Source organism: Micromonospora parva (assembly GCF_040649675.1).
GTDB classification, from domain to species: domain Bacteria; phylum Actinomycetota; class Actinomycetes; order Mycobacteriales; family Micromonosporaceae; genus Micromonospora; species Micromonospora parva.
This window is the reverse complement of record NZ_JBEZFX010000002.1, coordinates 358,769-383,856: the sequence shown is the minus strand read 5'-3', so window position 1 is coordinate 383,856 and position 25,088 is coordinate 358,769. Positions and strand designations below refer to the sequence as shown.

The following is a 25,088-nucleotide window of genomic DNA, read 5'->3' as shown; positions in this document are numbered from 1 at the left end:
CGGATTATCGGTGCTAACGTCCCGGTCGTAACGCCGATATCAAGGGAGTGTGCAACATGTTCGTCGTCACCGGTGCCACTGGTCAGCTCGGGTCCCAGATCGTCGACCGGCTGCTCGACCGGTTACCAGCCGAGGCGGTGGGCGTGAGCGTGCGCGACGTCGACCGGGCCGTGGGCCTCGCCGAGCGGGGTGTGCGGGTGCGCGCCGGCGACTTCACCGACCCGGCCACGCTGGAGCACGCCTTCGAGGGCGCCGACCAGGTCCTCGTCGTGTCCGCCGCCATCCGTGGGGCCGCTGCGGTCGCCGCGAACCGCGCCGCCATCGACGCCGCCCGCGCCGCGGGAGCCAAACGAATCCTCTACACCAGCCACCAGGCCGCCTCCCGGGACTCGCTGTTCGCCCCCCAGCCCACCCACGCCGCGACCGAGGAGCACCTGGCCGGGCTGGGGGTTCCCTTCACCGCGCTGCGCAACGGGTTCTACGCGAGCACGCTCAGCCTCTGCATCGGGGCGGCGTTGGAGACCGGTCAACTCGTGGCGCCGGCGGACGGCCCGGTGTCCTGGACCGCGCACGCCGACCTGGCCGAAGCCGCGGCCATCGCCCTGGCCGAGGAGGGCCTGCTCGACGGCATCACGCCGGCGCTGACCGCTGGGCAGGCGCTCGACCTCGAGGCGGTGGCCGCCATCCTGAGCGACATCACGGGCCGCACCGTCACCCGGGTGGTCGTCACCGACGACCAGTGGCGCTCGGCCGCCATCGCAGGTGGCATGCCCCCGGCGGCCGCCGACTTCACCCTCGGCATGTACCGCGCGGCGCGTCGCGGCGAGTTCGCCGTCACCGATCCGACGCTGGAGACCCTCATCGGTCGCCGTCCGACATCCGCTCGCGCAGCACTGGAGGCCATCGTCGCCCAGCGTTGACGGGCCGGGTCGGCGGAGGTTGACCCTCGACGTGGTTGAGGCTCGACCATCGGCGACATGACCGAGCAACCGACCGCCGATCCGACCATGACCCGCATCATCGAGGCCGTGCACCTCGGCCATGGTGGCGCGCCCGCCGAGGCCCGTGCGCTGCTCACGGCGCTGTGGGACGACATCGGCCCGACCGGGGACGCCCTGCACCGCTGCACCCTGGCGCATCACCTCGCCGACCTGCAGGACAGCATCGAGGCGGAGCTGAGCTGGGACGAACGTGCCCTGGCCGCGGTGTCCGAGCTGACCGACGAACGCGCCCAGCGATACCTGTCCGCACTGCAGGTTCAGGCGTTCCTGCCGTCGCTGCACCTCAACCTGGCCGACTGTCACCGGCGGCTGGGTAACGTCGCTGCGGCTCGGGAGCACCTCGCCCGAGCCCGCGAACACCTGGTACGCCTACCGGACGACCCGTACGGCGAGAGCATCCGCGTCGCCGTCCGTGACTTCGTCGAGGACGATCCGACCGACCACCGGCGACAGGGACCGGTCACCGGTCCTGGTGCGCGACGGTCGTCCGGTAGGCCTGCGGTGAACGTCCGTAGCGGGCCCGGAAGAGGCGACTGAAGTGGGCCTTGTCCCGGAATCCCCAACGGGCGGCGATGGCGTGGATCGGCTGCCGCACCAGCGGGTTGGCGAGGTCACGCCGGCACTGCTCCAGGCGTTTGGCGCGGATGAGTTCGGCGACTGTCGTCGAGTCCCCCTCGAACAGGCGGTGCAGCGATCGCAGCGAGATGTGGTGGACGGCGGCGACGCTGCGGGGGCTGAGCTCGTCGTTGTCCAGGTGGCGGTCGATGAAATCGACGACGCGGGCCCGCAACGTGGTTTGCCGGGCCTCCGGCGACAGGGTGTCCTCAATGTCGAGGTACTGGGCGAACGCGGCGGCGAGCAGGTCCAGCGCCACGCTGCCCAGCACCTCGGCCTGGGCCGGCTGGTACTGCTCCGGGTGTGCGGCGATGCTGCGCAGGTGGTGGACCAACAGCCCGCCGACGCCGACGTGCGACGGCAGCGGCGTGGCCAGCAGCCGGCGGATCCGGTCCGGCGCCACTGGTAGCGACAGGTGCGGTATCTGCACGGTGATCGTGTGGGCGAGGCCGGAGCCGTCAGCGCTGTGCCGGGCGACGTGCGGCCGCGCGGTGTCCAGGAGCGTGAAGTGGTTTCCGGCTTCCAACGGGGACTCGGTGCGGTCCTGGATCAGCGTGCTGCGGCCGGTGAGTGGGAGCGCGAGCTGGTACACGTCCCCCTCGGTTCTGCGGACCAGTTTCGCGGGCCGGACCGAGTCCAGCGACGGGTACCGCAGCGAGGCCATCCGAACGCGGCCCAGATCGATGGCCTGGGCGTAGGCCACGAAGTTGTCCAGGTGACCGCTGCTGATGTGCGCAGGCGCCATCTCCTGAGCGATCAGTGCGTACCAGAACTCGAACCGGTCCGCCGGCGGTAACACCGTCGTGTCCACCACCAGGTTGGGCAACACTCTGCTCGCCTCCCCCGCATGCGAGGATGGATTCTTGCATGCTTCGATCCGTGGTGCCCATGACGGGATTCCCACACGTGGTGCGTCCCAGGGGGTTGCTGAGTGTCAGTGGTGACCGGTGCCGACCTGCACGAGGCGGCCGAGGAGATGACCCGGGTGCTGGAGCCACACCGCGAACGCGACTGGTCGGTGCCGGCCGGCTCGCTGAGCTGGAGCTGCTGGACCACCGCGGCGCACGTCGCGCACGACCTCATCGGGTACGCGGGCCAGGTCGCCGGCCGCCCGGATGATGGCTATCTGCCGTACGACCTGCGGGTCTCCCCCGACGCGAGCCCGACGCAGGTGCTCACCGTGGTGCGAGCCTGCGCCGGTCTGCTCGCCACCGCCGTCGACGCCGCGGGCCGGGACACGCGGGCCTGGCATTGGGGCCCGTGCGACCCGGCCGGTTTCGCCGCCATGGGCGTGGCCGAGACCGTGCTGCACACCCACGACATCACCCTCGGCCTCGGTGTGCCGTGGCAGCCACCGCAGCGACTGAGCGCGCTGGTGCTGCGGCGACTCTTCCCGGACGCCCCGGCCGGTGCGGCACCCGAGGTGCTGCTGTGGATGACCGGCCGGGGTGAGTTGCCCGGCCGGACCCGGCGCACCTCCTGGGTCTGGCGGGCCAGGGTGGACTGACGGCTAGGCGTGCAGGGCGTGCCGGTGACCGTCGAGCGGGAAGGGCGGCCGGGCCGGCAGCACCTCCTGGAACACGAAGCCGCACTTCTGCGCCACCCGGCAGGACGCCACGTTGTCCACCTGGTGCAGCAGGTCGAGACGCGTCACCTCGGGGAACCGGTCGAACGCCCAGCGACTCAGCGCGGTCACCGCGCGGGGCGCGACCCCACGACCGCGTGCCCACGACGCCGTCCAGTAGCCCACCTCCGGCGCCGGGCGCTGCGGGGTGACCCCCTTGAGCACCACGTTGCCGACCAGCCGCGCGCCGTCGCCCTGCTCTTCGACGACGGCGAAGGTGTACCGGCGGCCGTCGGCCCGGTCGCGCAGGGTGCCCTCCAACCACCGCCGGGCCTCGGCGGCGTTGGTCACCGGATGACTGGTCCAGTGCCGCAGGACCGGGTCCCGGTACGCGTCCACCAGGTCATCGAGGTCGTCGGCGCACCACTGACGCAGGGTGACACCCGGCGTCGAGGGTGGGCCGGGTGCCGGTGATGATCCGATGAGCATCGGCACATTCTGCCGTGTCCGTGGCCGTGGGGTCAGCCCCGACGGCGGCGCCACCGCTGCCACCAGCCCCGGCGCGACGGTCTCACGGCGGTCACCGCTTCGGTGACGGTGACGGTGACCTCGGGGCGGGCCCGTTCGGCGCGCCAACGGCGGATGACGTCCTCGGTGTTGACCGGGCGCACCGCGATCCGGGGCCCGTCGTCGGGGAAGCGCAGCCACGCCACGATCTGCACGTTCAGCTGCCCGACGAAGTCCCGGACGGACTGCTCGGTGGGCAGGTCACGGACCTCGTCGGGGACCTGCTCGATACGGCGGCGCAGTTGCAGCGACGTGGGCAGCAGCAGGTCACTGGGGAGTGCCTCGCGCTCCAGGAAGCTCTTGATCCACCAGGCCTCGTCGTACGGCGCCCCCCGACCGGGGATCGGCTTGCCCGTGCCGGGCAGGTCGTCGAACTCGCCGCGCTGAATGGCATCCTGGATCTTCGCCTCGACGGACGCTTCCCACGCCTCGGTCACCCTGCGGCACCTCCCCTGGCCACCGTAACGCGCCGCTTCCGGTTGGCGGCACGCGTGTGCCACTGATCAGCGCCCCCGTGACGGTGGGCATTCCCGCCGTGGCCGCGGGGCGCCGGCAAACGCGAGTGGATCACCCCGGATCGCAGGCCACGGCTCGCCAGGTGGCTCTGGGTCGGGATGTTCGTCCCGATTACGGTCAGTGTGGGGTCTACCGAACGGGGGAATCGTCGTGGTCGGTGCGGGCGCACTGCTGGGTATCGCGCTGGTGGCGTTGGGGCTGGTGCTCACCCCCGGCCCGAACATGGTCTACCTGGTGTCCCGCTCGGTGGCGCAGGGCCGCCGGGCCGGGCTGGTCTCGCTGCTCGGGGTGGCCGCCGGATTCGGCGTCTACCTGGCGGCGGCGGTCGCCGGCCTGGCCACCGTCTTCGTCCTGGTGCCGACGCTGTACGCGGTGGTGAAGCTCGCCGGCGCCGGCTACCTGCTCTGGCTGGCCTGGCGGACGCTGCGTCCGGGCGGCGGGTCACCGTTCGCCCCCGCACCGCTGCCACCGGACCCGCCCCGGCGGCTGTTCACCATGGGCCTGGTCACCAACCTGCTCAACCCGAAGATCGCCATCCTGTACGTGTCGCTGCTGCCCCAGTTCATCGACCCGACCCGGGGGCACCTCGCCACGCAGAGCCTGCTGCTCGGTCTGACCCAGATCGCCGTGGCGTTGAGCGTGAACGCGCTGATCGTGCTCAGCGCCGGCGCCCTCGCGGGGTTCTTCGCCCGCCGGCCGGTGTGGCTACGGGTGCAGCGCTGGGTGACCGGCACCGCCCTGGCCGCGCTGGCGATCCGCATCGCCGCGGACCGCTCGCGCGCGGCCGTGGCCACGCCCTGACCCGGCCGCCCACCGCCCCGGTCGGGTGGCCGTCCTGCGCCGCTCGCCCGGACGGCGCGCCGATGAGGTTTCCGCGTCGCGCTCGTCTGTACGGGTGAGATCGACTGACGAGAGGCGGACACGATGCGAAAATTGATCTTCGGTATGAACGTGTCAGTGGACGGTTATGTCGCCGCGCCGGGCGACGACCTCGGCTGGAGCGCGCCGAACGACGAGCTGTTTCAGTGGTGGCTCGACCGGGAGCGGGCGATTGCGCTGTTCCTGTACGGGCGAAAGCTGTGGGAGACCATGAGTTCCTACTGGCCGACCGGCGACCAGCAGCCGGGGGCCACCCCGGACCAGGTCGAGTTCGCGCGGAACTGGCGGGACACGCCGAAGGTGGTGTTCTCCTCGACGATCGACAAGGTCGACTGGAACACCCGGCTGGTCACCGGTGACGCGGTCGCCGAGATCACCCGGCTCAAGGCCGAGGACGGCGGGCCGATGAGGGTGGGTGGCGTAACCCTCGCCGGCGCGGTGATGCGGGCCGGGTTGGTCGACGAGTACGAGATCGTGACCCACCCGGTGCTGCTGGGCGGCGGCAAGCCGTTCTTCACCGCACTGGACAGCTGGATGAACCTGAACCTGGTGGAGACGCGGACGTTCCCGGGCGGCGTGGCGCTGGCCCGGTACGAGACGAGGCGATAGACGGCCACCTGCCCGGCCCGTGGCTGGACTTGTCGACGGTGGGGACCTGTGTGATCACAGTGTCGGTGCCAGGTCCAGCCACGGCTTGTCGGTGGCGTCGAAGCCGGTGAGCTCGGCGATCTTCCCGTCGACGATGTGCAGGACGGCGATGGCGAACAGCCGGTACTGCGAGTCGTCGGGGGCGCGGAGGTAGAGCGCGGCGGCAGGCATGCGGTTGACCGTCGTGGTGACACCGCGCCAGTCGTCGTGGCCGCGCTGGAAGAGCCCACCGGAGACCCAGCCGTCCACCGCGTCCCCGGCCGTCGTGGTCACGGTGCCCGGGTCGGGCAGCATCGCGAAGCGCAGGTCGTCGCGCAGCAGGGACATCAGCCCGTCGAGGTCGTTGCGCTCATGCGCGCGGATGTACGACCTCACCGCGCCGCGCTCGTCGCTCGACAGCTCGTGGGTGGCGGGGCTGCGCCAGTCGAGGCGGCGGTCGGGCAGCTGCTCGCGCATCGTCACGCGGGCCCGCTGCAGGGCGCTGGTCACCGATGCGACGGTCAGCTCCAGGGCGTCGGCGGCCGTCGACGCCGGCCAGCCGAGGACGTCGCGCAGGATGAACACCGCCCGCTGGCGCGGTGGTAGGTGCTGCACGGCGACGATGAACGCCAGCTCGATCGTCTCCCGCGCCACCACCGATTCCTGCGGGTCCTCGGGGAGCATCTGGTCGGGGTACGGCTGCAGGTACATCACCTCGGAGTCGGCGTCCGGCAGCGCGGACGCCACGGGTGTGCGGTTGGTGGGCTTCTTCAGGAAGTCGAGGCAGGCGTTCGTCGCGATCCGGTACAGCCAGGTCCGCAGGGCCGCGTGGCCCCTGAAGGACTCCCGCTTGTGCCACGCGCGCAGGAACGTCTCCTGCGTCATGTCCTGGGCGTCCTCGTAGTTCGCGAGCATCCGGTAGCAGTGCACCTGCAGCTCACGCCGGTGGCGCTCGGTCAGGAGCGCGAACCGCGCGGCATCTCCCGCGCGGACCGCCGCGAGAAGATCGGTCTCGTCGGCGTCCAACCGGGTGGCGTCGGTCATGTCAGCATCCTTCCAGCGGTGCGAGTGGCCAACAGAGCTGACGACCTGGTGGATCATTTCTGATCGCGCCGGCACTGTCACGCGCGAACCGCTGCCCGCCTCGGCTACCTGTCGCCGGTTTCCGGCGTCCTCCGTGCGGCCCCGCGGTGCCGGTCGACCATCCCGGCGGCCAGCGGCGCGGCGTCCAGGTCACCGGCGGCGAGCCGGGCGGCGAGGGTACGACGCACCAGCCGGTCGGCCAGCGCGGGCGCGTGCCGGCCGACGGCCATCTCCAGCCGGCCACGGGCGGTGGTCGCCACGTCCCGGGGCGCCCGCCGGGCGGTGGCGGTCCGCAGGATCGCCGCGACCACCCCTTCGACGGGCTCGGGGCGGGACACCCCCCGCAGGGACAGCCCGGCCTCGGCGGTGCTGTCGTGAATCGGTGAGGCGACCATGCTCGGGTAGACGACGCTCACCCCGACGTGGGTGCCCACCTCGTGGCGCAGCGCGTCGGCGTAGGCGACCAGTGCCCGTTTGCTCACCCCGTACGCGGCGGCGAGCGGCAGCGGCAGCACCGCCATCCGGCTGGCCACGAAGATCACCCGTCCGCGGGTGGTGAGCAGTGCGGGCAGCGCGGCGGCGGTGGTGCGCCAGGCAGCCAGCAGGTTGACCTCCAGTTGCCGGCGGACCACCTCGTCGGGGGGCAACTCGGCCGGCGCGGGACCACCGACCCCGGCGTTGTTGATCAGCAGGTCGAGCCCGCCGAGCCGGTCGACGGCGGCCCGCACCGCCGCCGGTACGGCGTCCGGGTCGGTCAGGTCGCAGCCGAGCACCGGCACGTCGTCGTCGGGGCGGGCGTGCAGGTCGAGCCCCACCACCCGGGCGTCGGCCGCGCTCAGCGCCGCGCCGAGGTGGCGGCCGAACGTTCCGCTCGCCCCGGTGACCAGCACCCGCCGGCCGGCCAGCGACCGGCCGCTCACCGGGGTGCCCGCACCGAGGACGGCGCGCCGGAGCGGGCGCGGCGGGCCCCGGCGGTCAGCTCCCGGGCCAGCTCGGCCAGGTAGACATCGAAGTCCACCCGCATCGCCGGGCGGCGCTGACCCCACCGGGCGGTAGCGGCCCGTAGTTCGGCCCGGCACACCGCGCGCTGCCGGTCCGGGTCCGGCAGCGCGTACCGGCCGGCGAGGTGCGCCGCGATCAGCTTGGCCTGCGCCTCGACCAGCGGGAACGCGGAACCGGTGGACTGCATCAACCCGACGAAGCTCAGTCCGGGGGCGTCGGGGTGGAACACGTGCCGGTACAACGGCAGGGTGTCGGCGCCGCCGGCGAGCAGCGCCGGGTCGAGGAACGGCACGTCTACCCGGTAGCCGGTGCACCAGATGATCAGGTCGACGGTGTCGCTGCGGCCGTCGGTGAACTCCACCCGGTCGCCGTCGAGGGCGGCGACGCCGGGGCGGGCCTCGACGTCGCCGTGGGTCAGCCGCGACAGCAACCCGTCGGAGAGCGTCGGGTGGTCCTGGAGGAAGCCGTGCGTCGGCGCGGGCAGCCCGTAGCGGGCCGGATTGCCGACGGTGGCGCTCAGCATCGTCTGGCTGACGCGTTGACGTAGCCGCCACGGCAGTCGGCGGGCCAACGCCCCGTTGAGGGTGTCCGAGGGGCGACCCAGCAGGTACTTCGGCACCACCCAGACGCCCCGGCGCAGCGACAGCAGGGTGCGGGCCGCCGCGTACGACGCGTCCACGGCGATGTCCATCGCGGAGTTCCCGCCGCCGACGACCAGGACCCGCCTGCCGGCCAGCTGCTCCGGGCCCCGGTAGTCGTGGCTGTGCATCTGCTCGGCGGTGCAGGCGCCGGGGTAGCCGGGATCCGGCAGCCGGGGCACCCGGTTGTGCCCGTTGGCGACGACAACGGCGTCGACGGTGACCTCGACCGGGCCGGTCGGGCCGGTGGCGGCCACCGTCCAGGTGCCGGTGGGGTTGCGGGTGACTCGCTCGACGGTGTGCCGAAGCCGGATGGTGTCGGCCAGCCCGAAACGCGCGGCGTAGTCGGCGAGGTATCCGGCGACGCGCCGGTGGTCGGGGTAGTCCGGCCAGTCGGTGGGCATCGGGTGGTCGGCGAACTGGGTACGACCGCGGCTGGTGTTGAGGTGCAGCGTGCGGTACGCGGGTGAGTCGGGTGCCCCGTACACCCAGAGGCCGCCGACCTGCTCGGCGGCCTCGAAGCCGACCGTCGGCACGTCGGCGTCACGTAGTGCCTTGACCGCGGCGAGCCCGGCGGCACCGGCGCCGATCACCGCCACCCGCTGTGCTGCGCCCATCGTCCCGCCCCCAATAAATCCAACGTCCGATGGATAATCGTCGGGCGACGGCGGCCCGTCAAGGGGCCGGTGGTCCGTACAGCCCGTCGAGCATCCGGTGCACGAACGTCCGGAACTCGCGCCGTTCCCGGGCGCCGGGCGCGCCAGCGGCCAACGCCACTACGTGCCCGTGGGTGGCCCACACCAGGCTCCGCACGGTGATGTGGGGAGTCGGCTCATCCAGGGCGCCCGCCGCCGCGGCGGCGGTGAGCAGCTGCCCGACCAGCCGGTACAACGGCTCGGAGTAACGCTTGTCGAGCTCGCCGTGCCGCTGTGGCTCCAACCAGCGCCGCAGCCACAGCGCGGTCGTCTCGGGGCGGTCCTCCAGGAAGTCGACGAAGACGTCGACCAGTTCGTGCAGGGCCCGCCGCGCCGCGTCCGGACCGGCGTCGACAGCCGCGCGGGCCTGCTCGGCGGCCGCGGTCAGCACCTCCTGCTCGGCGGCGAACACCCGGGCGAAGCACGCGTCGTAGAGGGCCGCCTTCGTACCCGTGTGGTGCGCGACGGTGGCGACGTCGACCCCGGCGGCGGCGGCGACCTCCCGCAACCCGACGGCGTCGAAACCCCGCTCGGCGAAGAGCGCCGTCGCCGCGGTGAGCACCACCTCGCGGGTCGGCCGGGTCTCGTCGCGGCGGGGCCGACCCGGGCGGCGGCGGGGCATGGTCATGACGCCATTCTGCCCCTAGAATCCAGCAACCGTTGGATTGCGGAGAGGATGCGGCGATGACCGGGCTGGACCGGCGGCCGGCGGCCGCCACCGACGCGACACTGCCCCGCGGCCCACTGGCGGGCTTCGCCGCCGGCTCCCTCGGCATGGGTGTCTGGGTGACGGTGCCCGGCCTGCTGCTGCTGTACTTCCTCACCGACGTGCTGGCCGTCGGCCCGTGGCTGGCCGGCCTGACGCTGCTGCTGCCGAAGATCGCCGACGTGCTGCTGCACCCGTGGGTGGGGCACCGCGCCGACGTGGAACAGACCCGCCGCGGCGACCGGCGTCGCCTGCTGCTGCTCGGCTGCGCCCTGCCGGTCGCGTTCGCCGCGCTCTTCGCCGTGCCCGGCGGCCTGACCGGAGCACCGGCCGCCGCGTGGGTGGCGGTGTTCTTCATCGCCGGCAACCTGCTCTTCGCCGCCTACCAGGTCCCCTACCTGGCCACCCCCGCCGACCTGCGGATCGGCTACCACGAACGCACCCGGCTGATGGCCTTCCGGATGGTCGTGCTGACCCTGGGCATCCTGGTCTCCGGGCTGCTGGCCCCCCTGCTCACCGGCGGCGACGCCGCGACCCGGGGCGGCTACCAACGCATGGGCGTGATCCTCGCGGTGGGGATGCTGGTGGCCATGCTGGTCGGTGTCGCCGGCATCGCCCGGCTGCGCGGCTCCGCGGCGGATCGGACCCCGGCCGGGCACGGCGGGTGGCGGGCGCTGCGCGTCGCGCTGCGCGATGCGCAGTTCCGGTGGCTGGTCGCCGCGTACCTGGCGATGTCCACCACCACCCACCTGGTGCTCGCCGGCGTGCCCTACTACGCCGAGTACGAGCTGCGCGCGCCCGGCCTGACCACGGTGCTGGTGGCCGCGTTCGTGGCGCCGGCGCTGCTGGTCACCCCGCTCTGGCTGGTGGTGGCGCGACGCGTCGGCAAGCAGCGGGCGCTGCTCGGCGCGCAGGGCGCGTTCGCCGTCGGCTCGCTGGTGCTGGCGGTGGGCCGACCGGCCGGCCTGCCGGTGCTGATCGCCGCGGTGGCGGTGCTCGGGGTGGCGTTCGCCGGCATGCAACTGTTGCCGTTCTCGATGCTGCCCGACGTGATCCGCGCCGCCAGCTCCGACACCGGCGGCACCGGGGCCGGCACCTACACCGGGGTGTGGACGGCAACCGAGGCCACCGGCGCGGCGCTGGGCCCGTACGCGTACGCGTTGTGCCTGGCCGTGGGTGGTTTCGTGGCCTCGACGGCCGGTGAGTCACCGGTGCAGCCGGACGCCGCGCTCGCGGCGGTCCGCTACGGCTTCGGGTTGCTGCCGGCGGTGGCCATGCTCGCGGCGCTGCTGCTGCAACGCCGCTACACCCTGGACGCGACGGCCCGGACGACGACCTGACCGGCCGGCACTAGACTTCGCCCTCGATGGACGCCCAGCCCGCCACCACCGAGACCCGTCCCTGCGCCCACTGTGGAGCGCCGGTGCCGCAGCGCGTCGGCGCGGGCCGACCGTTTCGCTACTGCCGCGACAACGACGGCGCCTGCCAGCGCGCCTCCCGCAACAGCCGGATGCGGCACCGCAACGCCCCCGGCCTGCCGGGGCAGGTGGCCCGCACCTGGGAGGCGGTGGACCGGCTCGACCAGATCGTCGAGACGTTGACCGAGTCGCTGCACGCCGAGTTGTCCCCGGTGGGTGTGCAGCGGCAGCTCGCCCAGGCCCGCGCGGAGGCCGCCACCGAGATCGCGGCGGCGCAGGCCGAACGTGACGAGGCCCGCGACGACGCCGAGGCCGCGGCGGCCGACGCGACGCGCGCCCGCGAGCAGGCCCGCGACGCCCGCGCCGACGCCGACGCCGCCCGTCAGCGCGCCGAGCTGGCGCACCGGCAGGCCACCGCCGCCGACGAACGGGCACAACACGCCGAGGACGCCCGGGACCAGGCGCGCCACGCGGCCAGCGCCGCCGAGGCGCTGCGTGTGCAGGCCGAACGCGACCGCGACCAGGCCCGCGCGGAGGTGCGGGACCTGCGCGCGCAACGCGACGCCGAGCGGCAGCGGGTCGCCGATCTCGTCGTGGAACGCGACGCGGTGCGCGCCGAGGCTGAGCGGGCCACCCGGGCCGCCGCCGACGCGACCGAGCGGGCCGGGCGGTGGCAGGCCGAGGTGCAGGACGTCCGGCGTCAGATCGAGCAGTCCCGCGCCGACGCGGCGCGTACCCGGGCGGAGGCCGCCGACGCGGCCCGGGCGCGTGAGCAGGCCGACCGGGCCCGCGACCGCGCCGAGGTCGCCGCCCGGCAGGCCGACGAGGCCCGGCAGGAGGCCGCGGAGCTGGCCGCGCGCCTGCGCGCGGAGCTGACCGCCGTGGCCGCCCACCGCGACACGCTCACCGCCGAGCTGAGCGTGGCCCGGCAGGCCGCGGCGACCGCCGAGGGACACCGCACCGCCCTGACGGTACGGCTCGACGCCGCCGAGGCCGACCGGGATCTTGCCCAGCGGCGGGTGGCGCAGCTCGGCGACCAGGTCAGCGACCTGGCGTTGGCGTTGGCCCGTCTCGGCGCCGGCACTCCCGGCGACACGACTTGAGCATCGTGGCGCAACCTTCGGTAAGCTTGCGCGGTTAACCTCCCCGGTGGCCGCGCACACGCACCCTTGTCGCGACTCGCCTGGGGATCACCTCACCGGGTGACCGTCCCGGCCGGCTACCCTTGGTCCCGGCCCACCCGTGGACGCCTCACGCCCTCGGGCGGGAATGGCGCGGCGGGGACGCACCGTTACACCCAGAAGACCAGCACCACGAACGAGGGGAAGTCGATCATGGGCGAGCGTATGCTGCGCGGAAGCCGCCTTGGCGCGGTGAGCTATGAATCCGACCGCAACACGGAGCTCGCGCCGCGTCAGACCCGCGAGTACCTCTGCGCCAAGGGCCACCAGTTCGAGGTGCCGTTCGCCGTCGACGCCGAGGTCCCGACGACCTGGGAATGCAAGTTCGACGGCAGCGTCGCCCGACTCGTCGACGGCAGCGAGCCGGAGCAGAAGAAGGCCAAGCCGCCGCGTACCCACTGGGACATGCTTCTGGAGCGGCGCTCGATCGCCGAGCTGGAGGACATCCTGGAGGAGCGCCTGCAGGAGGTTCGGACCCGCCGCGGCCGCGCCTGAGCCGCACGACACACAACGGCGACGCCCCCGGGGAAACCCCGGGGGCGTCGCCGTGTCTGATGGGCGGTGTCAGTGCCGACCGGGCTCGACGATCTCACCCTCGATGGCCCGACCGCCGTCGACCACCACCGGCTGTTCCGGTTGCGGGGTCGGTTGCGGCGCACCCTGGCGCACCCGCACCGTGCGCGGCCCGAACAGGTCACCGGCGACCATCGACGACACCCGCCGCTCGGTGGCGCGGCGCACCCCGGCGCGGGCCAGCCGACGCACCGGCGGCACCAGCAGCAACACCCCGACCAGCCCGCTGACCAGGCCGGGCACCGCCAGCAACAACGCGCCCGCCAACCCCACCAGGCCGTCGGTCACCTGCCCGCCGGGGGGCTGCCCGGCCGCCGCTGCGGAACGGAACCCCCGCCAGGCGCGCATCCCCTCGCGGCGCAGCAGCACCAGACCCAGCAGGGACGCGGCGAACACCAGCAACACCGCCGCGCCGAACCCCAGCGCCCGTCCCACGCCGACGAACACCGCCAGCTCCAGCACCACCGCCAGCAACAGGGCCAACGGTACGAACCTCAGTCCTCGGCGCATCTCACCTCATCGCCATTCCTACGGACACCACGGACGTGGTCCGCTCATCCAGCATGACACGACCGCGCTCACGGCCACCGGGCCTGACCGGTGGCGGTGCCGTGCAGGCCGCGGCGTACCGACTGGCGTCGGTCCCGCACCCCCCAGGCGGTGATCCGCCACAGCGCCTCCGCCACGATCTTCGGGCTCATCTTGCTGTCGCCGCGTTCCCGCTCGGCGAACGTGATCGGCACCTCCACGATCCGCACCCCGGCCCGGTGCGCCAGCCGCGACAGCTCCACCTGGAACGAGTAGCCCTGCGAGGTCACCGACTCCAGGTCGATCGCGTCCAACGCGCTGGTCCGGTACACCCGGTAGCCACCGGTGGCGTCCGAGACGGGCATGCCCAGCGCCAGCCGCGCGTACAGGTTGCCGCAGCGCGACAGCAGCAGCCGCCGCAGCGGCCAGTTGAGCACCCGCGCGCCGCTGGTCCACCGGGAGCCGATCACCACGTCCGCGTCGCGGGCGGCGTCCAGCAACGCCGGCAGGTCCTCCGGGGCGTGCGAGCCGTCGGCGTCCATCTCCACGACCGCCTGGTAGCCGCGCTCGCGCGCCCACCCGAACCCGGCCAGGTACGCCGCGCCGAGGCCCTGCTTGCCCTGGCGGTGCAGCACCTGCACGTGCGCGTCACCGTCGGCGAGGGCGTCGGCGATCGCGCCGGTGCCGTCGGGGCTGTTGTCGTCGGCGATGAGGACCTGCACCGCCGGGGCGGCGCGCCGGACCCGGCCCACGATCGCGGCGATGTTGTCGGCCTCGTTGTAGGTGGGGATCACCACCAGCACCCGGCCCACCCCGGGCACCTCGTCCGGGCGTCGGATCGTATCGGTCGCCTGGATCACGGTTCCTCCGCTCCCGCCGGCGTACCGGCTGTTGCTATCCGGGCATGACCCGCCGTCGGCGCAGCACCGCCGCGCCGACCAGGGCCGCCGCGGCCAGCGCGGCGAGCGTCACCTCCGGCCACCAACCGAGGCGGGTGGCGAGGGTGCGTCCGTCGTCGAGGCGCACCTGCCGCACCACGACCTCCCGGGTGTTGAACCCGGTGGCATCGCTTACCCGCCCGTCGGGTGCGACGAACCCGGACACACCGACAGTGGAGGCCATCAACGCCGGCCGGCCGTGCTCCACCGCCCGCAACCGCACCATGGCCAGCTGCTGGCGGGCCTCCGCCACGTTGAACGTGGCGTTGTTGGTCTGCACCACCAGCAGTTGCGCGCCGCCGGTGACGGTGTCCCGGACCACCTCGTCGTAGGCGACCTCGAAGCAGATCACGTCACCGAGCACGGCGGGGCCGGCGCGTACCACGCCCGGGGTGCTTCCGGGCACGAAGTCGTTGCGGATCAGGTCGACCTGCTTGCTGACCATCCGGGCCACGTCGCGCAGCGGCACGTACTCGGCGAACGGCACCGGGTGGCGTTTGGTGTACAGCTGCTCCATGTCGGCGCCGGTGCCGGGGCGCCACAGGATGCCGGCGTTGCGGACCTGCCCGACGTCGGGGCCCAGTAGCACCGCGCCGACCAGGATCGGCGCGCCGATGGTGTCGGCGGCCTGGGAGATCCGGGCACCGGCGGTGGGGTTGCGCAGCGGGTCGATGTCGCTGGAGTTCTCCGGCCACACCACCACGTCGGGGTGCGGCTGCTGCCCGGCGGCGACCTGCCCGGCAAGCTCGATGGTGGCGTCGACGTGGTTGTTGAGCACCGCCTGCCGTTGGGCGTTGAAGTCCAGGCCCAGCCGCGGCACGTTGCCCTGCACGATCGCCACGGTGACGGTGGCGCCGGACCCGGCGGAGGCGACCGGCACGAGCAGGGCACCGGCGGTCAGCGCGACGGCCACGACCGCGGGGACGACGACCGGCGTCCACCGCCGCGCCGAACCGCCGCCGGACGGCGCGGTGGTGGTGGGGTTGGTGTCGGCGGGGCCGTCGAGCTGGTGGCTGTCGGTGTCCGCGGTGTCCGCGGTGTCGGCCGTGTGGGTGCTCGGGCCGGTGCCGTTGGGGGTGGTGCGGCGAAGGGTGCTGACGGTGCGCCAGCCGGCGGTGACCAGCAGACCGCCGACGAGGGCGACGGCGAAGGTGACCACCGGCGCGCCGCCCAGCGCGGCCAGGCGCAGCAGCGGCGACTCGTCCTGGCTGAACGCGAGCCGCCCCCAGGGGAACCCGCCGAACGGGGTGCGGTCGCGCAGCGCCTCCTGGCCCACCCAGAGCAGCCCGGTCAGCGCCGGCCACGCCCAGCGGCCCCGGTCGGCCAGCGGCGACACCCAGGCGGTAGCGGCGCCCAGCAGCGCCAGGTAGCCGGCCTGCAGCAGCGACAGCAGCACCCACGGCAGGTAACCGGTGTGCAGGTTCGTCCAGGCCAGCAGCGGGGCGAACAACGCCACCCCGGTCAGGAAGCCCAGGCCGGCGCCGGCGCGCAACCGCCGCCGGTGCGCGGCGGCGGCCAGCAACGCCACCCCGACGGGCGCGAGCGGCCACACCCCGTACGGGGGGAATGCCACCAGCAGGGCCAGCCCGGCGGCCACGGCCAGGGGCACAGCGACCCGCAGCGGCAGCGGCCGACCCGCGACGACCGGCGCGCCGGTCACCCGGGGGGTGCGGGTTTCATCCTGGTCCAGCATCGTCACCGCAGCTTCACCTCGATCACCCGGCGAAGGCTACCCGCCTGATGGTCCCGCCGGCCGGGACCCCCGCTCGCCGATCTTGCGCTTTCCGTGCCGACACAAGGGGCATTCCCGCCCACGTCGACGACCGAAACCGCAAGATCGCCGGGAGTGGGAGTGGGAGTGGCGTGAGGGTGGGGGGATGAAATCGGGGCGCGGCTGACGCCGCGCCCCGATGCTCCCAGGCCCTTCCCGGCCGGTGTGGCGAGGATGGGGCACGACGACCTTCGGACCGACCGGACGTGGACTGGCTGCCCCCGCCGGGCCGTTGTCTACTGGCCGTGCACCTCACCCTGCCCGTACACCGGTAACCGCGGCCGGTTCGCGCCGCCCCGCCGACCCCCGCCCGCTGGACCTGGCCGCCGCGACGATGACGCTGAAACATGTCGCTCGGCCAGCGGACGAAGGGACGAAGCGAACAACAGCCGCTTCCCGTGGTAGGACTCAAAGACGGTACGTGCCGACCCCCGTCGGTTGTCAACCCGCACCCGGCCTGTCGTGTGTTGCGACACGGCGTGTCGGTCGGCGAGTCTCACTGCGTACGCAGATGGTGACGCAGCAGCGCCCTCGCGGCCGCCGGGTGTTCCTCGGCGAGCAGCCCTCCGGCGGCCAGCACGTAGTCCGCGTCGACGACCGCCGCGGCGGCTCTCGGCAGCGCCCACCCGCCGGCGTGATCGGCCAGGACCGCCGACAGCACCTGCCCGGACATGTCCGCCGGGGCGTGCCGCAACACCCCACCGGAGCCCACCAGCAGCCGCACGTCGCGTAGGTCCCGCCCGGCCCGCTCACCGGTGGCCGCGCCCCGGGCGTGCCGGCGCAGCGCCACCGTCGCGGCGAGGGTGGCGATGCGCCGGTCCACGGCCCGCTCGACGTCGTCGACGGCCAGTAACGCCGGGTCGCCCGCCCGACGCGCCGCGGCGGCCGCCAGGTCGTCGGACTCGTCCCCGGCGAGCAGCCGCTCCTCGACGGCGGCGCGCACCACCCCGGGGGCGCTCCACCGCATCCCCAGATCGCCCTCCACGGTGCGGGCCCGCCACAGACTGCCGGCGACCTCCCGGCCCGGCCCGGTGGCCCGCTCGTCGGGCGTGAGCACCGAGTACACGTCGGTGGTGGCCCCACCCACGTCGACGACGGCGAGATCACCACCGAGGGTGTCGGCGAGCACCTCCACACCGGTGAGCACCGTGTCGGGGGTGGCCGCCCGCACCAGCCGCGCGAACCGGGTGCCCCTGGACAGTCGTTTACCACCGATGACGTGACGCAGGAACACCGCGCGGATCGCCGAGCGCGCCGACGCTGGGGCGAGCACCCCGATGCGCGGCAGGACGTTGTCGGCGGCGGTGACCGGCACCCCGGCGTCGCCCAGCAACCCGGTCAGCTGCTCGCGCACGTCGGCGTTGCCCGCGTACACCACCGGCCGGCGCCACCGGGCCCGGGCCAGCCGGGTCGCGTTGTGGGTGATCGTGTCGGCGTCACCGCCGTCGGTGCCGCCGACGAGCAGCACCACATCGGGTCGGGCCGCCCGCACCGCCGTCAGGTCGGCCGCGCCGAGCCGACCCGCCGCGACGTGCACCACGTGCGCGCCCGCGGACAACCCGACCCGCCGCCCGGCCTGCGCGGTGACCAACGGCTCATAGCCGATCACGGCCAGCCGCAACCCACCCCCGGCCGACGAACACACGTACCACGGCACGTCACCCACCCGCAGCCCGGCGGTGGCCGCCGCGACCGCGGCGTCCAGGCCGTGCAGCACGTCGGTGCCGACAGTGGTCGGCGCCGACGCCGCACCGGCGAGGACACCGGCGGCCAGGTCCACCACCGCCACCTTCGTGTACGTGGAACCGACGTCGGCGCAGACCGCCAGTGTCGCGGGCTCTCCCGGTCCGCGACCGCGGGGCTCGCGACCCTGGCTCATTCCTCGCGACCGACTGCGGCGGGGACGACCACGGTGCCGGTCGCGGTGACCGCCACGATCGGCGGGTCGAGGACCTCCGCGGCGGACGCGGAACGGTCCGGGCGACCCCGGCACACCACCGCGCAGCTCAACTCCAGGGTGCGGCTGCGGGTGCCCACCCGCGACACCTGCGCGGTCACCTGCACCACGTCCCCGGCGTGGATGGGCGCGTGGAAGCGCACGTCGGCGTACCCGGCGAACAGCCCCTCGTCACCGTCGGTGCGGATGCACACCTCGGTGGCGACGTCACCGAACAACCCGAGCGCGTACGCCCCGTCGACCAGGTTCCCGCCGTAGTGGGCGTGCGAGTACGGCACATACCGCCGGTGCGTCACCGTCAACCCGAGCCGTGCGTCGGTCATGCCATCGCCTTCCGTTGCGTGATCAGAGCGTGCACCAGGTAGCTGGCCACCTCGCCGGGCGTGGTGCCCCGACCGAAGATCCGGTCCACGCCCAACTCGTCGGTCATCGTCTCGTCGAAGCGGGGACCACCGACGATCAGCAGCGGCCGCCGCCCCGCCGGCATCGCCTCCCGGAACGCCGCCGACATCTCCCGGGTGTTGTGCAGGTGCGCGTCGCGTTGGGTGACCACCTGCGACACCAACACCGCGTCGGCCTTCTCCGCCCGGGCGGTCTCCACCAACTCCGGCACGCTGACCTGCGCACCCATGTTGGTGACCTTCAACTCCCGGTAGTACTCCAGGCCCTTCTCCCCCGCGATGCCCTTGACGTTGAGGATCGCGTCGATGCCCACCGTGTGCGCGTCGGTGCCGATGCACGCCCCGACCACCGACAGCTTGCGCCGCAACCGCTGCTTGATCACCGTGTTGACGTCCTTCGCCGACAGCAACGCGAAGTCACGCTCCACCACCTGCACGGCGTCGAGGTCGACCAGGTGGTTCACCCGCCCGTAGACGACGAAGAAGGTGAACCCGTCACCCATCGGTTTGGCGTGCACCACCATCGCCGGGTCGATGCCCATCTTGTTGGCCAACTGCACCGCCGCGCCCTCGGCGCGCTTGTCATGCGCCACCGGCAAGGTGAACGACACCTGCACCATCCCGTCACCGGTGGTGTCCCCGTACGGGCGCACGATCTGCTTGCTCACGCCGCCGCCTCCAGGATGTCGGTGGCCGGGTTGCAGTAGTCGGCCTCGTGCGCGGCGACCCCGTCGAGGCCCTTGCCCCGGTCCGCGGGCCGCTTCATGATCCCGAAGGTGCCCTCGGCGATCGCCGTCAGCAACGTCTGCTCCCCGATGCGTTCCAACAGGTCCAGCGCCTCACCGAGGACCTGGTTGGCGCGGCGGCGGATGAACCCGCCCGGCGCCGGCACGAAGTCCTCGTGCAGCCCACCGGCCGCGCCCAGCACGTAGCGCACGTTCTGCAGGGCGATGTCCCGATCCGACAACCACGGTGTCACCACCGCCTCGGTCATCATCCCCACCAGCAGGATCCCCTGACCGGTCAGCGCACCGGCCAGGTTGAAGAACCCGTCGAGCAGGTTGCCCCGGAACACGTCACCGGTCATGTGTTTCGTCGGCGGCATCCACTTCAGCGGCGCGTCCGGGAACAACTCCCGGGCCAGCAGGGCGTGCGCCAACTCCAGCCGGAACGACTCCGGCACCTCCGGGTTGATCTCGAACGCGTGGCCCAGACCCAACTGCCAGTCCGCCAACCCCGCCTCGTGCGCGAAGAACTCGTTGAGCAGCTGCGACACCGTCACCGTGTGCGCCTCGTCGACGGCGTCGGCGGTGGTCAGGTAGTTGTCCTCACCGGTGTTGATGATGATCCCGGCGCGGGCGTGGACCTGCCGGGAGAACCGCTGGTCGACGAACGTACGCACCGGGTTGATGTCGCGGAACAGGATCCCGTACATCGAATCGTTCAACATCATGTCGAGGCGTTCCAACCCGGCCAGGGTCGCCATCTCCGGCATGCACAACCCCGACGCGTAGTTGGTCAACCGCACGTAGCGGCCCAACTCCTTCGACGACTCGTCCAACGCCGCGCGCATCAACCGGAAGTTCTCCTGCGTGGCGTACGTGCCGGCGAAACCCTCCCGGGTCGCGCCCTCGGGCACGTAGTCCAGCAGGGACTGCCCGGTGGAGCGGATCACCGCGATCACGTCCGCGCCGGCCCGCGCCGCCGCCTGCGCCTGCGGGATGTCCTCGTAGATGTCGCCGGTCGCCACGATCAGGTAGATCCACGGCCGCTGCTTCGGGTCCCCGTGCCGCTTGATGAGCCGGTCCCGTTCGGCGCGCCGCCGGTCGATGCGCCGGATGCCCGCGCCGACCGCCCTGCGCGCCGCCGACCGGGCCGCCGTCGCGGCCCGCCCGGTCGGCTGGGTGAACCGCACCGACCCGGCCGCGGCCTTCTGCGCCAGCAACGTCACATCGGTGCCGCCCTCACGGGCCAGGGCGTCGAACACCGGCACCGCGACCCCGTGACCCAACCCGACGTCCGCGGCGACCGCGTCGACGAGCCGGTTCACCCACGGGATGCCGTCCGGGTCGGCGCCGCTCACGCCGGCCAACCGCAGCACCGCCCGCTCCACCGACACGGTGGTGTGGCTGCGGGCCAGGTCCACCACCGGCTGCCCGGCCCGACGCGCCAACTCCCGCGCCCGCGCCACCAACACCGGATCAAGATCAAGCTTGCCGGTCACGCCACACCGCTCATCTGCTCGCTCACGACGACCCTTCCTCGTAGATGACCTCACCGCGCAGCACCAGACGCCGACACACCGGCAGCGGCGTCGGGTCGTCCGGACCCCACTGCTCCGGGTCCTCGGCCAGCAACACCGGCAGACCCCGCTGCACCCCCGCCGGTGTCGACCACACCGCGAACGTCGCCGGCGCACCCAACGCCAGAACCCCCTCGACGTCCAGGTGCACCGCCCGCCACCCACCCCGGGTGTGCGCCGCGAACGCCGAGCGCACCCCCATCCGCTGCGCCGGGTTGTGGTGCGCCGCCGCCGCCCGCACCGACCCCCACGGGTCCAGCGGCGTCACCGGCGAATCCGACCCGAACGCCAACGCCACCCCCACCGAGTGCATCGCACCCATCGGGTTCGACTCCAACGACCGGTCCAACCCCAACCGCGCCTCGTACATCCGACCCGCGCCACCCCACAACCGGTCGAACGCCGGCTGCATGCTCGCCACCACCCCGTACTCCACGAACCGCGCGATCAACCGCTTGTTCATGATCTCCGCGTGCTCGATGCGGTGCCGGGCCGCCCGCAACCGCTCCACCCCCACCGTCCGCGCCGCCGCCGCGAACCCGTCCAGGACCGTGCCGATCGCCGCGTCACCGATGGCGTGGAACCCTCCCTGCAGGCCGTGCGCCGCACAGTCCAGCAGGTGATCGCGGACCTGCTCGGCGCTCAGGTACCCGTGCCCGCACCCGTCACCGTCGCCGTACGGCTGCGACACGTGCGCCGTCCGCGACCCCAACGCCCCGTCGGCGAACAGGTCCCCACCGGCGCCCACCGCACCCAACTCCCGGGCCCGCGCCGCGCCACCCAGCTCACCCCAGTACCCGTACACCTCCGGCAACCCCGCCCCGGAGATGCCCAGCAGACCGGTGAAGTCCTCCTCGTCGGAGATCTCCGGACCACCGCACTCGTGCACCGCCGCGATGCCCAACGACGCCGCGTGCGCCAACGCCACCCGCTGCGCCGCGACCCGCTGCGCCCGACTCACCGACCCCTGCGCGGCCGCCCGCACCACATGGTGCGCGTCGCGCCGCAACCACCCCGACGCGTCGTACCCGGCCTCGGTCGCCGCCTGCGGACACGCCGACAGCATCGCCGAGGACACCAACGCCGAATGGATCGACGCCTGCGACAGGTACACCCGCCGGCCACCGGCCGCCCGGTCCAACACCGCCGCGTCCGGCAACGTCGGATCCGACCAACCCGACTCGTCCCAGCCGTGCCCCAGCACCACCGCGTCCGCCGGCAGACCCGCCGCGAACCCGGCCACCGCGTCGAGCAGCTGCCCGGCCGAGCGCACCCGCGACAACTCCAGCCCGGACAACGCCAACCCGGTGTCGGTGGCGTGCACGTGCGCGTCCACGAACGCCGGCGTCACCAGCGCCCCACCCAGGTCCACCACCCGGTCGGCCGACGGCGCGTCACCATCGGTGCCCAACCAGGCGATCCGCCCACCGGACACCAGCAGCGCGGTCGCACTCGGGTCGGCGGGGCAGTGCAGCACGCCGCCGCGATACAACGTCGAGGGGTTCGTCATGACCTCAGTCTGCCGCGACCCGCGCCGCGAACAGCTGACGCACCCCCGGCTCGGCCCGCAACAACCCCAACGCCAGCTCCGCGTGCCCCGGCACGTACCCGTTGCCGACCAACATCGTCACGTCCGCCGCCAACCCCTCCGCACCCAACGCCGCAGCGGAGAAGCTCGTCGCCATCGAGAAGAAAATCACCGTGCCGCCGTCCGCGGTGGCCAACACCGCCCCGTGCTCACACCCCGGCACGTCCACGCAGACCACCGTCACGTCCGCCGGGGCACCCAGCGCGGTGGTCACCGCCGTGGACAACCCCACCGGGTCGCGGGCGTCTGCCAACGCCACCACCGACGCCAGACCGGCGGCCGTCAGCGCGTCGCGCTCCGCCGCCACCGGCACCACCCCGACGGTACGGGCGGCGCCCGCGCGCCGCGCCGCAGCCAGCGACAGCGACCCGCTCTTGCCCGCTCCACCGATCACCGCGACCCGCACCGGCGACGGGTCACCGGCGCGCCGGCGGTCCTCGACGTAGCGCGACACCACCCGGGCGGTCAGCGCGGGCGCCCCGCACACGTCCAGCACGGCCAGGGACAACTGCGGGTCCTCGTCCTCGGGCAGCACCGCGGCGATGGACCGCGCGAACAGGATCGCCCACCCGTCGCACGGCACCTGCTCGCTGCGCCCGTCCCAACGGGCCAACCCGTCGGTGATCACCAACGGCGTCAACGTCAACGACACCAGGGTGGCGACCCGCTGGCCCGCCCTGAGCCCCAACGGGGAGCGCCGACCGGCCTCCTCGACAGTGCCGATCAACATCCCACCCGACCCGGTCACCGGGTTCTGCATCTTCCCCCGGGTCGCGATGATCTCCAGCACCTCGGCGCGGACCGCGTCACCGTCACCGCCGTGCTTCTCCGACAACTGCCGGAAGCTCGCCGCGTCCAGGTTGAGCCGCTGCACCCGGATCCGCACCTCGTTCGGCGCGATCACCGCCGACGTGTCCAGCCGCCAAGCCGCCTGCGGCAGCACCCCCGCCGGTTGCACGACGCGGTGCAGTCCCACCGGTGACGTCACACCGACCTCCCCCTGTCCAGCCGCCCGAAGCCCCGGTCAAGGCTCGCGTAACGGGAAAACTTACGGCAGACTAGTTTCTGTACCGAATATTTTCCAGTAGCCTTCGGGCTTCGATGATCAGCCGCACCACCGAGGAGGGGCCGTGACCCACACCATCCCGCACCCCCGTCACGCCCCGGTCGCCGCACCGACCGCCGGGCAGCCCTACGAATACCACCGCCGCCCCCTGGTCGAACCGGACTGGACCCGCTTCCCCGGCTGGCGCCACATCACCCGCGACCAGTGGGAATCCGCCCAGTGGCAGCGCGTCAACTGCGTCAAGAACATCAAGCAGCTCCGCACCGTCTTCGGCGACCTGATCGACGAGACCTTCTACGCCGACCTCGAGGCCGACCAGAAGGCCCTGGCCACCATGTCCATGCTGGTGCCACCCCAGATGATCAACACGATGGTGCCGTTCGCGACCCCCACCACCGAGGCACTGCTCGCCGACCCCATCCGCCGCTACATGATCCCGGTCGCCTCCGACCGCCGCACCGACTGGCCCTCACACCCCTACGCCAGCCGCGACAGCCTCCACGAACACGACATGTGGGTCGCCGAAGGGCTCACCCACCGCTACCCCACCAAGGTCCTCGCCGAGCTGCTCTCCACCTGCCCCCAGTACTGCGGGCACTGCACCCGGATGGACCTCGTCGGCAACTCCACCCCCGCCGTCGACAAACTCAAGCTCACCCTCAAGCCCGTCGACCGCTACGACGCCCACATCGCCTACCTCAAGGCTCACCCCGGCGTCCGCGACGTGGTCGTCTCCGGCGGCGACGTGGCCAACGTCCCCTGGCGCAACCTCGAGTCGTACCTCATGCGCCTGCTGGAACTGGAGACGGTCCGCGACATCCGGCTCGCCACCAAAGCCCTCATGGGCCTCCCCCAGCACTGGCTGCAACCCGACGTCGTCGAAGGCCTGGAGCGCGTCGCCCGCACCGCCGCCCGCCGCGGCGTCAACCTCGCCATCCACACCCACGTCAACCACGCCCAGTCGCTCACCCCACTGGTCGCCAAGGCCGCCCAGACCGCCCTCGACGTCGGCGTCCGCGACGTCCGCAACCAGGGCGTCCTCATGCGCGGCGTCAACGCCACCACCCCGGAACTGCTCGACCTCTGCTTCGCCCTGCAAGGCGAAGCCGGGATCCTGCCGTACTACTTCTACATGTGCGACATGATCCCCAACGCCGAACACTGGCGGGTCCCGGTCTGGCACGCCCAGCAGCTCCAGCACGACATCATGGGCTACCTCCCCGGCTACGCCACCCCCCGGATCGTCTGCGACGTCCCGTTCGTCGGCAAGCGCTGGGTGCACATGCTCACCGACTACGACCGCGAGCGCGGCATCTCCTACTGGACCAAGAACTACCGCACCTCCATCGAGTCCGCCGACCTGGAGGCGCTCAACAAGCGCTACGCCTACTACGACCCGATCGACACCCTCCCCGAGGGCGGCCAGCAGTGGTGGAACGACCACCGCGACGACTGACCCACCAACGGCGACA

Annotated in this window: 25 protein-coding genes; 9 read left to right on the top strand and 16 right to left on the bottom strand. The window is 73.0% G+C overall.

The window, feature by feature from the left end; translation table 11 throughout:
* Nucleotides 1-56 precede the first annotated feature (56 nt).
* Together AB0C03_RS06965 and AB0C03_RS06960 are read left to right on the top strand one after the other, a co-directional pair.
* Nucleotides 57-920 (top strand): NmrA family NAD(P)-binding protein, encoded by an 864-nt coding sequence (locus tag AB0C03_RS06965; RefSeq protein ID WP_357635109.1) that lies wholly within the window; start codon nt 57-59, stop codon nt 918-920.
* A gap of 57 nt (nt 921-977) precedes the next feature.
* Nucleotides 978-1,538: a tetratricopeptide repeat protein gene (locus AB0C03_RS06960; RefSeq protein ID WP_357635107.1), complete on the top strand. Its 561-nt coding sequence runs from the start codon at nt 978-980 to the stop codon at nt 1,536-1,538.
* Here the strand turns inward: AB0C03_RS06960 and AB0C03_RS06955 are convergent.
* The gene (locus AB0C03_RS06955; RefSeq protein WP_210860573.1) at nt 1,462-2,445 is read right to left on the bottom strand and encodes an AraC-like ligand-binding domain-containing protein; all 984 of its coding nucleotides are present in this window, start codon (nt 2,443-2,445) and stop codon (nt 1,462-1,464) included. The two genes, AB0C03_RS06960 and AB0C03_RS06955, sit on opposite strands and share 77 nt — an antisense overlap.
* A 102-nt stretch (nt 2,446-2,547) precedes the next feature.
* Between AB0C03_RS06955 and AB0C03_RS06950 the strand changes: the two genes are divergently transcribed.
* Entirely contained in the window at nt 2,548-3,123 is a 576-nt protein-coding gene (locus AB0C03_RS06950) for a maleylpyruvate isomerase N-terminal domain-containing protein (protein WP_030327621.1), read from the top strand.
* A gap of 3 nt (nt 3,124-3,126) precedes the next feature.
* Here the strand turns inward: AB0C03_RS06950 and AB0C03_RS06945 are convergent, their stop codons facing one another.
* Together AB0C03_RS06945 and AB0C03_RS06940 are read right to left on the bottom strand one after the other, a co-directional pair.
* On the bottom strand, nt 3,127-3,669 hold the full coding sequence (locus tag AB0C03_RS06945; RefSeq protein WP_357635103.1) for a GNAT family N-acetyltransferase: 543 nt from the start codon (nt 3,667-3,669) through the stop codon (nt 3,127-3,129).
* Between the two features lie 32 nt (nt 3,670-3,701).
* The gene (locus AB0C03_RS06940; RefSeq protein ID WP_210860577.1) at nt 3,702-4,184 is read right to left on the bottom strand and encodes a DnaJ family domain-containing protein; all 483 of its coding nucleotides are present in this window, start codon (nt 4,182-4,184) and stop codon (nt 3,702-3,704) included.
* A gap of 229 nt (nt 4,185-4,413) precedes the next feature.
* On the opposite strand from AB0C03_RS06940, the gene AB0C03_RS06935 reads away from it, so the two are divergent.
* Together AB0C03_RS06935 and AB0C03_RS06930 are read left to right on the top strand one after the other, a co-directional pair.
* Complete coding sequence (locus AB0C03_RS06935; RefSeq protein WP_210860579.1) at nt 4,414-5,064, top strand: LysE family translocator; 651 nt, start codon at nt 4,414-4,416, stop codon at nt 5,062-5,064.
* 123 nt (nt 5,065-5,187) lie between these two features.
* Complete coding sequence (locus AB0C03_RS06930; RefSeq protein ID WP_357635099.1) at nt 5,188-5,751, top strand: dihydrofolate reductase family protein; 564 nt, start codon at nt 5,188-5,190, stop codon at nt 5,749-5,751.
* Between the two features lie 54 nt (nt 5,752-5,805).
* On the opposite strand, the gene AB0C03_RS06925 is transcribed toward AB0C03_RS06930, so the two are convergent.
* The 4 genes from AB0C03_RS06925 to AB0C03_RS06910 form a co-directional block, all read right to left on the bottom strand.
* Nucleotides 5,806-6,813 (bottom strand): RNA polymerase subunit sigma-70, encoded by a 1,008-nt coding sequence (locus AB0C03_RS06925; protein ID WP_357635096.1) that lies wholly within the window; start codon nt 6,811-6,813, stop codon nt 5,806-5,808.
* Nucleotides 6,814-6,917: 104 nt separating this feature from the next.
* Entirely contained in the window at nt 6,918-7,772 is an 855-nt protein-coding gene (locus AB0C03_RS06920; protein ID WP_357635093.1) for an SDR family NAD(P)-dependent oxidoreductase, read from the bottom strand.
* Nucleotides 7,769-9,109, bottom strand: coding sequence for a flavin-containing monooxygenase (locus AB0C03_RS06915; protein ID WP_030327612.1), 1,341 nt, complete (start codon nt 9,107-9,109; stop codon nt 7,769-7,771). Before AB0C03_RS06915 ends, AB0C03_RS06920 begins: the two co-directional genes overlap by 4 nt.
* Nucleotides 9,110-9,167: 58 nt before the next feature.
* Nucleotides 9,168-9,815: a TetR/AcrR family transcriptional regulator gene (locus AB0C03_RS06910; RefSeq protein ID WP_030327611.1), complete on the bottom strand. Its 648-nt coding sequence runs from the start codon at nt 9,813-9,815 to the stop codon at nt 9,168-9,170.
* A gap of 56 nt (nt 9,816-9,871) precedes the next feature.
* Between AB0C03_RS06910 and AB0C03_RS06905 the strand changes: the two genes are divergently transcribed.
* The 3 genes from AB0C03_RS06905 to AB0C03_RS06895 all read left to right on the top strand — a co-directional run bounded on the left by AB0C03_RS06905 (nt 9,872) and on the right by AB0C03_RS06895 (nt 12,987).
* On the top strand, nt 9,872-11,233 hold the full coding sequence (locus tag AB0C03_RS06905) for an MFS transporter (RefSeq protein ID WP_210866121.1): 1,362 nt from the start codon (nt 9,872-9,874) through the stop codon (nt 11,231-11,233).
* A gap of 26 nt (nt 11,234-11,259) precedes the next feature.
* Nucleotides 11,260-12,414: a coiled-coil domain-containing protein gene (locus AB0C03_RS06900; RefSeq protein ID WP_030327609.1), complete on the top strand. Its 1,155-nt coding sequence runs from the start codon at nt 11,260-11,262 to the stop codon at nt 12,412-12,414.
* A 231-nt stretch (nt 12,415-12,645) separates the two neighbouring features.
* A complete protein-coding gene (locus AB0C03_RS06895; protein ID WP_030327608.1) occupies nt 12,646-12,987 on the top strand; it encodes an RNA polymerase-binding protein RbpA in 342 nt (113 codons plus the stop codon).
* A 69-nt stretch (nt 12,988-13,056) separates the two neighbouring features.
* Here the strand turns inward: AB0C03_RS06895 and AB0C03_RS06890 are convergent, their stop codons facing one another.
* From AB0C03_RS06890 to kdd, 9 genes are all read right to left on the bottom strand, one after another.
* On the bottom strand, nt 13,057-13,575 hold the full coding sequence (locus AB0C03_RS06890) for an FxsA family protein (RefSeq protein ID WP_030327607.1): 519 nt from the start codon (nt 13,573-13,575) through the stop codon (nt 13,057-13,059).
* Nucleotides 13,576-13,643: 68 nt separating this feature from the next.
* A complete protein-coding gene (locus AB0C03_RS06885) occupies nt 13,644-14,453 on the bottom strand; it encodes a polyprenol monophosphomannose synthase (protein WP_081883635.1) in 810 nt (269 codons plus the stop codon).
* 34 nt (nt 14,454-14,487) lie between these two features.
* Nucleotides 14,488-16,224, bottom strand: a complete 1,737-nt coding sequence (lnt, locus tag AB0C03_RS06880) for an apolipoprotein N-acyltransferase (protein WP_357635518.1) — start codon at nt 16,222-16,224, stop codon at nt 14,488-14,490.
* 574 nt (nt 16,225-16,798) lie between these two features.
* Complete coding sequence (locus AB0C03_RS06875) at nt 16,799-18,181, bottom strand: glutamate mutase L (RefSeq protein ID WP_357635087.1); 1,383 nt, start codon at nt 18,179-18,181, stop codon at nt 16,799-16,801.
* Complete coding sequence (kal, locus tag AB0C03_RS06870) at nt 18,178-18,582, bottom strand: 3-aminobutyryl-CoA ammonia lyase (RefSeq protein WP_030327602.1); 405 nt, start codon at nt 18,580-18,582, stop codon at nt 18,178-18,180. Before kal ends, AB0C03_RS06875 begins: the two co-directional genes overlap by 4 nt.
* On the bottom strand, nt 18,579-19,328 hold the full coding sequence (gene kamE / locus AB0C03_RS06865) for a lysine 5,6-aminomutase subunit beta (protein WP_030327600.1): 750 nt from the start codon (nt 19,326-19,328) through the stop codon (nt 18,579-18,581). The genes kal and kamE overlap by 4 nt, the downstream gene beginning before the upstream one ends.
* Nucleotides 19,325-20,884, bottom strand: coding sequence for a lysine 5,6-aminomutase subunit alpha (kamD, locus tag AB0C03_RS06860; RefSeq protein ID WP_030327599.1), 1,560 nt, complete (start codon nt 20,882-20,884; stop codon nt 19,325-19,327). The genes kamE and kamD overlap by 4 nt, the downstream gene beginning before the upstream one ends.
* A gap of 22 nt (nt 20,885-20,906) precedes the next feature.
* Nucleotides 20,907-22,472 (bottom strand): amidohydrolase, encoded by a 1,566-nt coding sequence (locus tag AB0C03_RS06855; RefSeq protein ID WP_357635082.1) that lies wholly within the window; start codon nt 22,470-22,472, stop codon nt 20,907-20,909.
* A gap of 4 nt (nt 22,473-22,476) precedes the next feature.
* The gene (gene kdd, locus AB0C03_RS06850) at nt 22,477-23,538 is read right to left on the bottom strand and encodes an L-erythro-3,5-diaminohexanoate dehydrogenase (RefSeq protein ID WP_494409866.1); all 1,062 of its coding nucleotides are present in this window, start codon (nt 23,536-23,538) and stop codon (nt 22,477-22,479) included.
* 142 nt (nt 23,539-23,680) lie between these two features.
* On the opposite strand from kdd, the gene AB0C03_RS06845 reads away from it, so the two are divergent.
* Nucleotides 23,681-25,072 carry a KamA family radical SAM protein gene (locus tag AB0C03_RS06845; RefSeq protein WP_051708079.1) on the top strand — a complete coding sequence of 464 codons (1,392 nt, stop codon included), beginning with the start codon at nt 23,681-23,683 and terminating at the stop codon, nt 25,070-25,072.
* The last annotated feature ends 16 nt before the right edge of the window (nt 25,073-25,088 follow it).